Consider the following 14,016-nt stretch of genomic DNA (forward strand, 5'->3'; position numbering starts at 1 on the left):
TAAGTACGGACAAACAATGGAACTTTCGGGCCTTCTACACACTTTTCAAGTAGACTCTAGCGGAGCCATTGTCAGTCCCGCACGGCTCAATTGCATATGATAAAGTTCTGCTTGCTCTTGCGGGCCAACCCAGACGGTGGCCTGGCCTTCGTGGTGGATTTGGTTGGCGAGTTTCCAAGCTCGATCGCTCGTCATCCCTGGAATGTATTTGGTCAAACATTCCACAACGTGCTGAAATGTGTTGAAATCGTCGTTGAGGACTATTACCCGATAGTTGGGATAAGGTTTGCGGGTAACTTGACTCGATCGAACGGGTGCTATGGTTGGTGAAGAGGTCATCGCGCGAACAGCCACTGAAACTACAAAATTCGTAAAAGAGTTACCGATTACAGTATAACCCAATTTATGAAATTTTTAACCGCTATTTGGCAGTTCGAGCGGCTTCGAGGTTTATTTTCACCGCTGCACCCTGGGTTGCACCCCGCCCGTCAAACTCAAGTTAATTAATACTCATCTCAACAAAGACTAAAGTCCTCACTACCAACCTATCAAGTTGTGTAGTAAGGACTTTAGTCCTCAAACTCAGATGCTACTAAGCCGCAGCCAAATTTGCTGCTGCGAAATCCCAGTTAGCCAAATTATCCAAGAAATTAGTAATGTAGTCGGGACGGCGGTTTTGGAAATCCAAATAATAAGCGTGTTCCCACACATCCAAAGTCAGCAACGGAGTTTGCCCGTGTGCTACCGGGGTGTCAGCGTTAGCAGTTTTGGTAACTTTCAAAGTACCGTTGTCCACAACCAGCCAAGCCCAGCCGCTACCGAACTGAGTTGTCGCAGCAGTCTTGAATTCTTCTTTGAATTTGTCGAAGCTGCCGAAGTCGGCGTTGATTTTGTCAGCTAAAGCTCCTGTGGGAGTACCGCCGCCGCCCGGTTTGAGCGAATTCCAGAAAAAATTGTGGTTCCAAACTTGACCTGCATTGTTGAAAATGCCTGCTTTGGATGGGTCTTTAGCAGATTCCTTGACAATTTCTTCAAGGGATTTGCTCGCCATTTCAGTCCCTTCAATCAGTTTATTCAGATTGGTGACGTAAGCAGCGTGGTGCTTGTCGTGGTGGAACGAAAACGTGTTGGCCGACATATGAGCTGGTTCTAGCGCGTCAGCGGCGAAAGGTAATGGTGCGAGTTCAAATGCCATTGTGTTCAATCCTCTCTGGATTACTTTTGGTTTTTCGGTTGACTTGGTGGCTTTTGTATGATTAAAGCCGAGAGTCACTAGCTTGAGTTTATCAAGCTGTGGTAAATAATTCTTTACAATTTTCCTATTTTATAGCAGTTGCAGCATTTTAGGATTTTGACCTTCATCAGCCAGGGTACAAGCCCCCGGATTCATCCGTGCAGAAATAAAAAATATAGTATCCGATAACTAGCCCCCGGATTCATCCGTGAGGTCGCTTTTTTCAAAAATCCCATTCTTCAATCTAAAATCTAAAATCTAAAATCGATTGGCTTCTGCTTTCCACCAGTCAAATCTACTAATAGCAGGTCGTGAATAGCACAAAATTTTGCAAAATGTCAACCCGCCTGCGCGGTAAATAAAAGTTTGTGGGAAATTGTCAACAGAGGGAATTTTTATAATGGTTATAAATAAATTAAAAGGATTTTTTGTCAAAGATAAGCTCACTTTAACTTAAGCTGTAAACAAGTCAAACAGATTGGAGGAGCCGTCTATGCAAAACCGTTCAAATAACCAGATTAATCACCCCCCGCAATGGTTGAATCTAAAATTAATAGTCAGCGCTCTCGAAACAGTTCAAGATTTAATTGTAATTTCTTTGTGTATTGGTTTGTTCTGTTTCATGGTAATCGAACTGCGAGAAATGTTTTTCTCGCTGCTGCCTCCTTTGAATTTTCAGCAAGTGACGGCAGACATTCTATTTTTATTAGTTTTGGTGGAATTATTTCGGCTGCTAATTATTTACTTGCAAGAGAAGCGCGTTTCGATAGGGGTGGCTGTGGAAGTTTGTATAGTATCTGTTTTACGAGAAGTTATCGTGCGGGGAGTGCTGGAAACTCCCTGGGGTTAAATATTATCAACAGGCGCTTTTTTGCTAGTTTTGGGAGTGTTGTTGGTAGTCCGAGTTTGGTTGCCACCAACCTTCGAGGGAATTGACCCGGAACGCCGCCTTGCTAACAGAAATAGAAAAATTTCCGAGCCGGAATCTTCTTCCGATTCTGTTGCCATCAATCGCCAGTTTAATTCTCATTGAGTAGGGCGGCACAGGCGATTTTAGATTTTAGATTTACTCTGATATTGCTTGTCACGTTACCAGCCATCATTTCCCGTAAAATCAACCTGATAACGTTTTTACTTAAGACTAAAATCCTCTGAAAATACAGAGGACGTTAGTCCTCACTACAAATACAAGCTTCATCGGCCATTCCTAATTATTAAAATCTAAAATCTAAAATCTAAAATGGTATTACCCGTTTGCCTGTAATTCCCCCAAACGAGCCAAGACTTCTTTAGAATGAATCGCCGGATTAATCTTCACAAAAGTTTCCCGCAAAATGCCTTCAGGGTCAATAATAAAACTGTGTCGCGCGGAGATAAAACTCATCCAAGAACCGTAAGCTTTACTCACTTTACCGTCGGTATCCGCTAACAGCGGAAATTTCAAACCTTCGGAATCGCAAAATTCCGCGTGAGAGTTGACATCATCAGCGCTAATGCCGATAATTTGAGTATTCTTTGCCAAGTATTTCGGCAAGTCTTCCTGAAATCTCCGTGCTTCGATCGTACAACCCGAAGTAAAGTCTTTCGGATAGAAATAGACTACCAGCCACTTACCGCGATAATCGGAGAGGGAGACTTGTCCGTCGCCACTGTTGGTTGGCAAAGAAAACTCCGGCGCTGGTTGATTTACCGGAGGAAGCTTGCCGCCGAGGGCAAATGCAGGTGTGGCAAAATTGAAACTTAGAAAAACTAGACAAATTGCCAATAAAGTGCTAAAAAAGTTGCGGCGAGACATCATAAATTTAGAAGTAGAACTGTACTTAACACAAGTTTACAGTTTTCTGATTAAATGGGTAGGGGCAATTCGCGGATTGCTTCTAAAACCCCAATATCACTCACTCAAATAGCAATTTACCCATGAGCGCTGCACTCCCGTTAACAGGCAAAGTTATAGTAGTCCAGGTAATTAACGGTCAACCCGTTACGATCGAAGTAGACGGCACTAATGCCCCGATTACTGGGGGGAATTTTGTTGACTTAGTTGAACGCGACATTTACGACGGGGTGATGTTTCACCGCGTTGTGCGCCAGCCAGATCCTTTTGTGGTGCAAGGAGGCGATCCGCGCAGCAAAGATCCTACAATTCCAGCCAGTCAATTGGGAACGGGTAGTTTTATTGACCCGGATACCAATCAGGCGCGTTTTATTCCTTTGGAAATTAAGCCGCAAGGGGCCGCGCAACCTGTTTACAACCAAGTTGTAACCCAGACGCCGCAGTTGCAGCACACTCGCGGGGCCGTGGCAATGGCTCGTTCTAATGCTTTGGATTCGGCTTCTTCGCAGTTTTATTTTGCTTTGGATGATTTGCCATTTTTGGATGGTAATTATGCTGTTTTTGGCAACGTTATTCAAGGTTTTGAAACGGTGAATGCGGTGCAGCAGGGCGATCGCATTTCAACTGCAAAAGTCGTTCAAGGAATCGTTCCCAGTCGGGTTTCTAGCATAATTAGCGATGTTAATGTGCTCAACGATTTAATTAATAGTACCAATTTCGTAAATCTATCTTTGGGAGCGCTCAGACTGCCAAATACCCCCAACAACTATCAAGTCACTTCCCAAGACTCTCAGCAAAATCCCAGCGGTGTACTGGGAGGTAGCGCAAACGATCGCATCCTCGGTTCACCCACTGATGATGCAATTAATGGCAGCCAAGGCAACGATACCCTCACGGGCGAAGCGGGTGACGACTTTTTGCGAGGTGGCAAAGGCAACGACTCGATTAGCGGCGGTGTTGGCAACGATATTCTGATTGGCAATTTCGCTGACGATACTCTCAATGGTGATGCTGGTAACGACTTTTTGCGAGGCGGTCAAGGGAATGATATCTTAATTGGTGGTGATGGCAATGATATTTTGATTGGAGATACCGGCAACAATACTCTCACAGGAGGTAGTGGTGCAGATACTTTTGTTTTGCTCGGAGTAGATCCTGCTTCTCTTCCTTTTATTACCCTACCCCCGACAAGTCATACAATAGTTGATTTTAGACCACAGGAAGGCGATCGTATTGCTTTGACAGGAAAATTATCCGATACTACATTCACTCAATCTGGAAGCAATACTGTCATTAACTTGGCAGGGGCTTCTACGGTGGTACAAAATTCTACTGTCGCCTCTGTTCAAAATGCAGCCTTTGCAATTCCTTTATCTACGATTGCTCGTCCTAACGATCTACCAACTGGCGATGCAGCCTTGAGAATTGGCTAACTTTAACTATAGGTGTAGGGTGCTTATGCGGCACCTTACAAAGTCCCCAATTCTCCATTCCCAATTCCCCAATTCCCTATTCCCTATTCCCAATTGCCAAATTCAACTAACACCATAGCTTTGTAATTTGAGAAACTGCCTCTTGATAATAATCCATTCTCCCCTGCAGCTTAAAAAGCCCTGCTGCTTTCTGGAAATCCTCAAATGCTCCCTGAACCTCTCTCAATTTATATCTAGTCACTCCTCGGTTGAAGTAAGCTTTAGCAAAATCGCGATCAAGGTGAATTGCTGACTCAAAATCAGCTAGTGCTGCCAGGGAATTCTCCATTTGCAGGCGGATTGCACCTCGGTTAAAGTAAGCTTGGGTGAAATTGGGGTTGAGCAGCAGTGCCGAGTTGTAATCTGCGATCGCAGCAGTATAATCTTTTAAACGAGTCAGAATAAACCCCCGATTGCTGTAATACTTAGCTCGGTAAGGATTGAGTTCGATGGCTGTAGTTAAATCTTCGATCGCCGATTGCTTGTAGCCTAATTTGTAGCGGGCCACACCGCGATCGTTGTAAGCTGACGCGAATTGCGGATTAATGTTAATTGTGGCAGTAAAATTTTTAATCGCACCGTGAAAGTCTTGTTTTTTGAGATTTTTTAAACCCTGAGTGTAAAACTTTTTGGTACTAACTTTTATATTGGCCTCTTGTCGGGATTCAGCTTGCTCCCCCGAAAATACGCCTGCAATATTAGTAAATCCCAAAGATTCGATCGAATTGACAATAGTTGTAACAACTAATTGGGTTGGGAGAAGGGGAATAGTAGGCATGGGAGAAGTGTTTTTCAACTGTATGCTCTTATTTTCCTCCATACTTGAGCTATTGGCAGTGATATCCATACTCTCATGAACGTGATAAGTTTGATGCGATTGGGTGATACTGGGGCTTGAGTTGTGTGATGAAAGTTGGGCTTAGTTAGTGATGCCGATCGCAATTAACAAAAATTGCGTCTAGAACCCTTTAAATATAAGGCTTGTAGGCTAGAGAAGCGGTTTCTTGATTCCCATATTGAGCAGTTTATACCAGGATTGTTTGCAGGTATGCCCCTGGGGAAGCGATCGCAACTGCCTGCTGCAAGTATTACTTTGTAGCGATATTGCACTGGCAAATCTTGATCGAACTTGCGGTTATCTTATACCAGGTTTTTAGGAAAAATATTAGTTTGGCAGCGAGGCATCTGTGAAGCAACCGGGTTTCTAGCTCAAAGCGCGTCTAAGACTGGCTGAGTTAAGTTTGTGCCTGCGCCAACCCTGATTAACCTTTCATTACACTAATATTTTTGAGTAATCTTGCTGAGGAAAGTTGCAGATTATTTGCTATGCTTTGATTAGACATCAATAATTTATGACCCAAATTAGTGTCAATGAAAAGAGTTATGAGGTTGAAAACTTTCTTCGCTGCGGTGTTGGCGATTGTCCTGTTCACTCTCTACTTAACTCCTCCTGTGATGGCCGCGAATTCGGAGGATTTGAGTCAGCTATTAAAAGATAATTGGTGCGTCAGCTTTCTGTGGAAACAGTGCGATTTGAGCGCTGTCGATTTGCGGGGAGCTAATCTCCAAGAAGCTAATTTGTCCGGGGCTAATTTGTCCGGTGCTAATTTGTCCGGTGCTAACTTAAAAAATGCGGATCTTTCTGACGCAGACCTCAGCAGCGCTAATTTAGCAAATGCTGATATTTTAGGCACGGACCTCAGTCGAGCCAATTTAACCGAAGCTAATTTCAACTGCACGAAGTTGTGGGATGCGAATCTGACTTTGGCAAATCTGAGCCACGCCAATTTACAGGATGCTAATGTCTTAGATTCTCGACTTTGGGGAAGCAATCTTACCCAAGCTAATTTAACGGATGCGACGCTGCACGGTGCTGACTTGCAATATGCTAATTTGGCAGACACTAATTTAACAGGTGCTGACTTGCACAGCTTCTTTTTCCGAGGTTCCAAACAAGTCACAAATTTGAGCAATGCTAATTTAGAAGGCGCTATTTTAACGGGAGCAAATCTCAGAGGTGCGGTGCTGGCAGGGGCAATAATGCCAGACGGCTCTATTAATGAAGAAAGTGGCTTTAATTTAAAGTAGAGTTAAATTAAAGTCTGCTTGGAGAATTTCAACAACAGGCTTTCGGGCCGATTTCGCAGTCAATGAATTATCTGCTGTACCTGCGCCCGTTGCCAACAGCTTGTTGAGGATGCTGTCACGATATCAATTTAAACCAGGGTGCGATCGACCTTTTAACTCCCAAGCTGCGCCCGTTGCCAACAGCTTGTTGAGGATGCTGTCAAGATATTAATTTAAACCAGGGTGCGATCGACCTTTTAACTCCCAACCAGTAAATATCGCTAAAATCTTAAATCTCAAACCGAACCAGCGCGCATCTGTTACAATTTTCAACAAAGCCAGAACAGCCCCGAACCGGAAGTCACCTGCCTAGGGATACAAGCCCCCGACAGGAGTCGTGAAGAGCAAAAATATTAGATATTTAGTTTAAACTCCCAGATTCATCTGTAGAGCATCTCTAAAATCTAAAATCGATCGGCTGTGGAGTCAATCTAATATCTAAAATCTAAAATCGATCGGCTGTGGAGTCAATCTAATATCTAAAATCTAAAATCTAAAATCGACTGATGGAAACCCTGCAAACTCAACTTTACGAACTCGCACAATTTGCTAATAATTTAGTAAATACTCAACTGACAAACCTCAGTTTAGTCAGCATCGGAGTCATCTTTCTGGCAGGGTTGCTAACGAGCTTAACGCCCTGTATGCTTTCTATGTTGCCAATCACGATCGGCTACATCGGCGGATACGAAGCAAAAAGTCGCCTGCAAGCTGCAGCCCAGTCTGCATGGTTTTCCCTGGGATTGGCCACCACCCTTGCGGGTTTAGGTATTGTAGCATCACTCGCGGGACAAGTTTACGGCAAAATTGGCCTGGGTTTGCCGATTCTTGTCAGCATTATTGCTATTCTAATGGGGCTGAATTTACTCGAAGCTTTACCCTTACAAATGCCGTCTTTCGACGCTGTGGGGTGGGTTCCAAAAGATTTGCCGGCGGGGGTGCGATCGTACTTATTGGGCTTAACTTTTGGTTTAGTAGCGTCTCCCTGCAGCACGCCGGTTTTAGCTACACTCTTAGCTTGGGTTTCCAAAACGGGAGATACAGTTTTAGGTGGTGTGTTGCTGCTGTTTTACGCTGCTGGCTACGTCGCTCCGCTGATTATAGCAGGTACTTTCACGGCCAGCATTAAAAAGTTGTTAGAATTACGTCGGTGGTCGAGTTGGATTACGCCTGTTAGTGGCGTTTTGCTAGTAGGATTTGGCGTTTTCTCTCTGCTTTCCCGCATCCTTCCCGCTTAAGTTTAGTAGTAAGGACTTCAGTCCTTATTTAAAGATATAGCAGTCACTACGGAATGCGTGAATTAAGTTTTTTTAACGAACCGCGAAGACGCGAAGAACACGAAGGAAGAAAGAAAGAAAAGAGAAAGAATTCAAAATTGATTGAGACTTCCTCGATAAAAATAATAATATTTTATTCATTTTTTGTTTTTAGCTCCTTTTTCTTCCTTCTCCCTTCTTCCATCCGTTACATCCGTTACATCCGTTACAAAATCCGTTGCCGAACTTCCTGACATCCGTTACATCCGTTACAAAATCCGTTGCCGAACTTCCTTCATAATTACCAATGACATCAAAAGAAGTATTTCTCTCTAAACTATCAAACTGGGCGACTGCCCCTCAAAGGTTTTTCAAGCGAGAAATCTTGCCGGTGCTAGCAGATTTGCGGCTGGCAATTATCTTACTGCTGGCGATCGCATTTTTCAGCATTTCCGGCACTGTCATCGAACAAGGTCAATCAGTACCGTTTTACCAATCTAACTATCCAGAACACCCGGCTTTGTTCGGCTTCCTAACTTGGAAAGTTGTGCTAATTGCAGGACTAGACCACGTATACCGCACTTGGTGGTTTTTGTCCATCCTAATTTTGTTCGGCAGCAGCTTAACAGCTTGTACATTTACCCGACAATTTCCCGCATTAAAAGCCGCGCGCCGCTGGAAATTTTATGAAGAACCAAAGCAGTTTGAAAAATTAGCTCTCAGTGCGGAATTAGAAACAGTTGCTTTAACTTCGCTAGAATACCTTTTGCAGCAAAAAAACTACCGCATCTTTCGAGAAGGCGAAAAAGTTTATGCTCGCAAGGGAATAATTGGTAAAATCGGCCCGATTATTGTTCACGCCAGTATGCTAATTATTTTAGCTGGGTCGATGTGGGGCGCGATGACGGGATTTCTCGGTCAAGAAATGGTTCCCAGCGGCGAAACATTTCAGGTGAAGAATATCCTGGATGCGGGGCCTTGGGCGGGGCCGCAAATACCGAAGGATTGGTCGATGCGAGTTAATCGGTTCTGGATCGATTATAGTCCGAGCGGTGCGATCGACCAATTTTACTCTGACTTGTCAGTTTTGGACAAAACAGGCCAAGAAGTCGATCGCAAAACCATTCACGTTAACGAGCCCCTCAGATACCGGGGAGTCACATTTTATCAAGCAGATTGGGCAATAGCCGCCGTGCGAGTTCGCCTCAACAAAAGCCCGGTTTTACAATTGCCAATGGCTCAGCTAGACACCCAAGGTAAAGGTCGAATTTGGGGTGCTTGGATTCCCACAAAACCCGATTTGAGTGCGGGAGTTTCTCTGCTAGCAAAAGACTTGCAAGGAACGATGTTAGTGTACGGTACGGATGGCAAATTGTTAACTACAGTTCGCGCCGGCACAGCGGTGGAAGTTAACGGAGTGATGCTGGCAATTGACGAAGTTGTAGGCAGTACGGGATTGCAAATTAAAGCTGATCCGGGCATTCCGATCGTTTATACTGGCTTCGGGTTGCTAATGCTCAGCGTGCTGATGAGCTATCTGTCTCACTCGCAGATTTGGGCTTTGGAAAAGGACGGCAAACTATACGTCGGCGGGCGCACAAATCGCGCTCAGGTGACTTTTGAAAGAGAAGTTGTGGAGATTTTGGACAAGTTGGCCGAATCGAAAACAGCCGAGGAAAAAAGTGCGATCGCCGAGACTTCTCTAGCCAGTCAAAATTAATTGTAGGGTGGGCATTGCCCCACCTTACACCGATGGATAAAAAGGATAATTAAAGAGGAAATAAATGTGACAAAAAGGATTGAATTCAGTCAACACGCATTACTAAAAATAGAGGTTTTAGAAAGTCGCGGGCTTACAATATCAACAGATTTGATTTGTGAAACTATTAGAAGCCCTACTAAGTTAGAAGCAAGTGGTGAATGAAAGTTTATTTGTCAACAGAGATTGAATGGGCTTGTCCTAAGAGTAGTTTACCAAGAATATCATGAGAAAATTTTAGTAATTACTGCTTATCCTGGTAAGAGGTCAAGATATGAAAAAGATTAGATATAGCCCTGATGTAGATGCGATGCTGATCGAAATTTCCGTAGCTTGCGGGGCGGAACGCCATCGCCCGATCGCCTATGCCGAAGATGAAGGAAACATGATTCTGCACTATTCTAGCAGCGGATAACTGGTGTTGATTGAAATATTAGATGTCAAACAATTTATGTCATTGGAATCTCTCTCCGATGAGATACCTGCCCGCTAAAACACTTGAAGCGGGCGGACAACTCACAGGGACTTCACCTACTTCTCGTGCCGCACCTCAATCACGGTGTGGACGTTCCCGCGCGGCGAAAAATCGCCCTTAATCGTCGCTTCCAGCGGCGCGCAAGCCGCCACAAAATCGTCTAAAATTTGATTGATCGATTCTTCGTGAGAAATGTAGCGATCGCGATAACTGTTAACGTAGAGTTTCAGCGCCTTTAACTCTACCACCCGCTCGTCTGGCACGTAAGTAACGTGAATTGTCGCAAAATCGGGATAGCCAGAAAATGGGCACTTGCAAGTAAACTCCGGCAACGTAATGTTAATTGAGTAGCGCCGCCCGACTCGCGGATTGGGGAAAGTAATTAACTCCCCTTCCAAAATCTGGCGTTCGCCGTATTTCATTTCCTCGGTGCTTGACTTTTGCGACATACTTTGTTCGGCTGCGTAGTTGTTCATAGCGATTGACTAATAACTTGTAACATTAAATTTAATTTACGTTCAATATCTGTAACAAATATCTTGACGAATTGTGTTGCGATCGATCTAATTGCAAATACTCTCAGGCTAAACTAAAACAAGTTCACCCTCGCCATCTACAATTATGCAAAATACTACCTTATCTGACAATACTTCCCCTGAAAACTCCAATAGTTACTCTCCATCGGTACCGATTTCCCTCTATCGAGAAGTCACGGCAGAGCTGCAAGCAGCCCAAGCGATGCTCGATTCCCTCAAAACCCACAATCAGCAATTAGTCCAACAAAATCAACAACTGCGGCGAGAAGTAGAAACAGTAGTTCAAGTATCCCAACAGTTACAGCAAGTAGTCAACTCGGCTCAGAGTGTCACCCAGACAGGGATGCCTCAAATGCCGTCAGTCAAATTTAATTTCAGCGTTCAACCTCCGCCCCCACCACCTGTAACCTCCCAGACTAACTCTGCCATACCTCAACCACCTCAGACAGTGGCTTTCCCCTTCCCACTACCGGAAACGCAGCCAACAGCCACCTCAATGCCGCAGCCACTTCCCGAAAAATTATTTACAGAGGTGCCGGAAACTCCTTACCGTGTGCGATCTCAACTCAAAAAAACCTCAGACTTAAGCGGATTGTGGTTGGCGATCGCAATTTTTCTGATTGTGATTGCAGCTTTCGGTGCAGGTTATTTAGTTGTCCGCCCTTTATTAATGAAAAAGTAAATTCCAACAAGAATCCCACGGTTCGATCCGTGGGATTTTAAACAAAACCTAGCATAAATTGTTCAAAGTTACGCTAATTGGCCATCATCCTCTGGCGGCACTCGTTTCTACTGAACGAGGGGCATACTGCTCTTCACAAGCAGAGCCTACAATTCCCACCCCTGGCTCGAAACCGCGCGTGAACTCAGTGAGTTTTACCTGTTTAGCTTCCAAAGCTGTCTGTAGCACCTTCATGGCTCGGTGAGGGTCGCCGGCTCCGCAGAAAAATAAGTCTGCAGCAAAATAACCGTGTTCAGGCCAAGTATGGATTGCTATATGAGACTCTGCCAAAGTAGCAGTAGCTGTCACTCCGTGAGGACTAAACTGGTGTACGCACAAATCGATGAGAGTAGCTCCTCCGGCTTCGATCGCATCGAGAATAGCGCGGCGGATACGTTCAGGATCGTTGAGCAGGTCTCCAGGAGACTGCCAAGCATCAGCGACCAGATGGGTTCCCAATTGTTTCATTCTGCGGGGTTTTACCTCTATTGATTTCTAAGTCTCAAACCTTTTAACCATAGCACGGTGTCAAAAATTTTGCAAGTATCTTTCACAAAGAAAGATGAAGATTAGGAGGATGGAGCCCTAAGTCGTAGATTTGGGAGTTTGGGATTGGGGCTGGCGCGCGCGCGTCAACTTGTGGAACTGCACGGCGACAGAATTGCGGTTGAGAGTAGGGTTGATACCGCGAATCCGGTTGAAGAAGTTGCCGATGGGGCTGAAGCTCGAAAAGTTTTGAGTTTTAAGTTAAATAATCTTTAACTTAAAACTCAAAACTATTTTCCCTTAATCAACTGATCAATGGGAGCATCTCACTTTTGCATTTACAGTGCGAGCGTCCCCGCTCGCGTATTGTACAATACGCGAGCGGGGACGCTCGCACTACAATAAAAAAAATGCTTTTTACAAAACTGAGATGCTCCCTTGATCAATCCCGGCTGTGAGTAGCTCCATTCGGCAAAATCGCCCCGCCCAAAGCTGCTTCATTCAAATTATCAACATTCAAGCTTGCCCCAATCAAATTAGCCTCGGACAAATTAGTTCCTGTCAAATTCGCCCCTGTCAGAGAACTTAGGAGCAAACCCGCTCCCGACAAATTGGCGTGACTCAAATTCGCCCCCCGCAAATCCGCTTCCAGCAAGCTAGCACCTGCCAAATTCGCACCGCTCAAGTTAGCTCCCCGCAAAGAAGCTTTGTTCAAATTCGCAGCCCTCAAATCCGCATTGTGCAGAATCAAACCATTTAAATTAGCTTTACTCAAATTAGCTCCCTGCAAGTCGGCACCGCTCAAATTAGAGCCATTTAGATTGGCCGATTGCAAGTCAGCACCGCTCAAGTCAGCACCGCTTAAATTAGCAGCGCTAATAGAAGCTTCCCGCAGACTTGCTTCGCTCAAACAAGCCCCAACTAAATTGACGCCGCTGAGATTTCCGCGATTGAGATAAGCCCGAGTTAAAGTTGCTCCGCTCAGGTTCGCCCCGGTCAAATCTACCTCGCTGAGAATCGCTCTCGTCAGATTTGCTCTACTTAAGTCAACCCCGCTCATAATTGCTCGGCTCAGCGTCGCCCCGCTCAAATTAGCCTCCGTTAGTTTTGAGCCGCTTAGCAAACAAGCTCCTACTAAACTCGCTCCCGTCATCACAGCTTTGCTCAAGTCAGCCTGAGACAATATTGCTCCGCTGAGATTTGCCCCGCTAAAATCTGCGGAGATCGCCACAGTTCCAGTTAAACTAGAACTTCCGAGGTTAGCTTCAATTAATTTCGCCTTAGACAAATTAGCCCCGCTCAAGTCGGCGGCGTTTAAATTAGCTCCAATCAGTTTGCTTCTAATTAAGTTGGCACCTTTCAAATTAGCGTTGCTCAAATTTGTTCGACTGAGATTAGCTTCACTCAAATGAGCTGCAATGAGGTTAGCCCCTCGAAAATCTCGTTCCCCGTTTCTATGTCTAGTTAAAAGTTCATCGGCACTTAAAAGCTCAGTGAAATTCATAAAAAAATTGAGTGAGTTTCCTTAATTTCTCGATGTTCTATGTTGTCTGAAAATTTGTACTATCGTGTTTGGCAGTAAGTTGTTTCAACCTATACTGCCACATTAACAATTGTCAAAACTGGTTGATTCCTAGCATCACCCTGCTCACCTAGTTATAACTCACGAAAAACCCGGTTTCTCGTAAAGAATCTGGGTGTTTTCAGCGCGGCATTCATGAAGAAACCGAGTTTCTCGCCACGTGTAAGCCCTGTAACTATTATTTGGCTAGTAATTAGTTGGCGGTTGATGTTAGTTGTTAATTGTTAGTTGTATTTATACTAACTGCTAATCACTAACTATTAACTGCTAACCAGTTACCAAAATACCGAGAAGTTGTCGATCGCTACGAGTCAACGTCGATCGAATATTTGGGGTATTGCTGGCGGCATCCGCGCCGCATTCTGACCCGAAAATTTGCCAGTACAGGCGATCGAATTTATTAGTGCAATCAAGAAACAACATATCGGAGCTTCAACCCCAAATGCCTTCTACATAAGTGCCTTCTATCTTCGAGCGCCCATGAAAGCAGAGCTCGGTCAGCTCAGCTAGTTTCACCTCCCCCCACTGTGCTGC

General features: G+C 44.6%; 16 protein-coding genes. 7 read left to right on the top strand and 9 right to left on the bottom strand.

Annotated elements, in window-relative coordinates; genetic code table 11:
• Positions 1-45: 45 nt before the first annotated feature.
• A complete protein-coding gene (gene clpS / locus QUA70_RS08175; protein ID WP_172185659.1) occupies positions 46-339 on the bottom strand; it encodes an ATP-dependent Clp protease adapter ClpS in 294 nt (97 codons plus the stop codon).
• Positions 340-592: 253 nt separating this feature from the next.
• A complete protein-coding gene (locus QUA70_RS08180) occupies positions 593-1,195 on the bottom strand; it encodes a superoxide dismutase (RefSeq protein ID WP_333063623.1) in 603 nt (200 codons plus the stop codon).
• A 532-nt stretch (positions 1,196-1,727) separates the two neighbouring features.
• Between QUA70_RS08180 and QUA70_RS08185 the strand changes: the two genes are divergently transcribed.
• On the top strand, positions 1,728-2,084 hold the full coding sequence (locus QUA70_RS08185) for a phosphate-starvation-inducible PsiE family protein (protein ID WP_333331675.1): 357 nt from the start codon (positions 1,728-1,730) through the stop codon (positions 2,082-2,084).
• Here QUA70_RS08185 and QUA70_RS08190 read toward each other — a convergent pair.
• The gene (locus QUA70_RS08190; protein WP_333331678.1) at positions 2,081-2,242 is read right to left on the bottom strand and encodes a hypothetical protein; all 162 of its coding nucleotides are present in this window, start codon (positions 2,240-2,242) and stop codon (positions 2,081-2,083) included. The two genes, QUA70_RS08185 and QUA70_RS08190, sit on opposite strands and share 4 nt — an antisense overlap.
• Positions 2,243-2,480: 238 nt before the next feature.
• Complete coding sequence (locus QUA70_RS08195) at positions 2,481-3,032, bottom strand: peroxiredoxin (protein ID WP_333331681.1); 552 nt, start codon at positions 3,030-3,032, stop codon at positions 2,481-2,483.
• 119 nt (positions 3,033-3,151) lie between these two features.
• Here QUA70_RS08195 and QUA70_RS08200 point away from each other — a divergent pair, with 119 nt between their 5' ends.
• A complete protein-coding gene (locus QUA70_RS08200) occupies positions 3,152-4,501 on the top strand; it encodes a peptidylprolyl isomerase (RefSeq protein ID WP_333331684.1) in 1,350 nt (449 codons plus the stop codon).
• A gap of 106 nt (positions 4,502-4,607) precedes the next feature.
• Here the strand turns inward: QUA70_RS08200 and QUA70_RS08205 are convergent, their stop codons facing one another.
• Positions 4,608-5,318, bottom strand: coding sequence for a tetratricopeptide repeat protein (locus QUA70_RS08205; protein ID WP_333331687.1), 711 nt, complete (start codon positions 5,316-5,318; stop codon positions 4,608-4,610).
• Positions 5,319-5,911: 593 nt separating this feature from the next.
• Between QUA70_RS08205 and QUA70_RS08210 the strand changes: the two genes are divergently transcribed.
• The 4 genes from QUA70_RS08210 to QUA70_RS08225 all read left to right on the top strand — a co-directional run bounded on the left by QUA70_RS08210 (position 5,912) and on the right by QUA70_RS08225 (position 10,097).
• The gene (locus QUA70_RS08210; protein ID WP_333331690.1) at positions 5,912-6,628 is read left to right on the top strand and encodes a pentapeptide repeat-containing protein; all 717 of its coding nucleotides are present in this window, start codon (positions 5,912-5,914) and stop codon (positions 6,626-6,628) included.
• 545 nt (positions 6,629-7,173) lie between these two features.
• Positions 7,174-7,905: a cytochrome c biogenesis protein CcdA gene (locus QUA70_RS08215; RefSeq protein ID WP_445251649.1), complete on the top strand. Its 732-nt coding sequence runs from the start codon at positions 7,174-7,176 to the stop codon at positions 7,903-7,905.
• A 325-nt stretch (positions 7,906-8,230) separates the two neighbouring features.
• Positions 8,231-9,643, top strand: a complete 1,413-nt coding sequence (locus QUA70_RS08220; protein ID WP_333331693.1) for a cytochrome c biogenesis protein — start codon at positions 8,231-8,233, stop codon at positions 9,641-9,643.
• 313 nt (positions 9,644-9,956) lie between these two features.
• Positions 9,957-10,097: a hypothetical protein gene (locus tag QUA70_RS08225; protein ID WP_333331695.1), complete on the top strand. Its 141-nt coding sequence runs from the start codon at positions 9,957-9,959 to the stop codon at positions 10,095-10,097.
• A gap of 116 nt (positions 10,098-10,213) precedes the next feature.
• On the opposite strand, the gene queF is transcribed toward QUA70_RS08225, so the two are convergent.
• Positions 10,214-10,633: a preQ(1) synthase gene (gene queF, locus QUA70_RS08230; protein WP_333331698.1), complete on the bottom strand. Its 420-nt coding sequence runs from the start codon at positions 10,631-10,633 to the stop codon at positions 10,214-10,216.
• 145 nt (positions 10,634-10,778) lie between these two features.
• Here queF and QUA70_RS08235 point away from each other — a divergent pair, with 145 nt between their 5' ends.
• Entirely contained in the window at positions 10,779-11,375 is a 597-nt protein-coding gene (locus tag QUA70_RS08235) for a hypothetical protein (RefSeq protein WP_333331701.1), read from the top strand.
• An 84-nt stretch (positions 11,376-11,459) separates the two neighbouring features.
• On the opposite strand, the gene speD is transcribed toward QUA70_RS08235, so the two are convergent.
• The 3 genes from speD to QUA70_RS08250 form a co-directional block, all read right to left on the bottom strand.
• Positions 11,460-11,882: an adenosylmethionine decarboxylase gene (speD, locus tag QUA70_RS08240; RefSeq protein WP_006633984.1), complete on the bottom strand. Its 423-nt coding sequence runs from the start codon at positions 11,880-11,882 to the stop codon at positions 11,460-11,462.
• Positions 11,883-12,342: 460 nt separating this feature from the next.
• On the bottom strand, positions 12,343-13,404 hold the full coding sequence (locus tag QUA70_RS08245) for a pentapeptide repeat-containing protein (protein WP_333331703.1): 1,062 nt from the start codon (positions 13,402-13,404) through the stop codon (positions 12,343-12,345).
• 345 nt (positions 13,405-13,749) lie between these two features.
• Positions 13,750-13,905, bottom strand: coding sequence for a hypothetical protein (locus tag QUA70_RS08250; RefSeq protein ID WP_333331706.1), 156 nt, complete (start codon positions 13,903-13,905; stop codon positions 13,750-13,752).
• Positions 13,906-14,016: the final 111 nt, after the last annotated feature.

The organism is Microcoleus sp. LAD1_D5 (genome assembly GCF_036702115.1).
In the GTDB taxonomy this organism is placed as follows: domain Bacteria; phylum Cyanobacteriota; class Cyanobacteriia; order Cyanobacteriales; family Microcoleaceae; genus Microcoleus.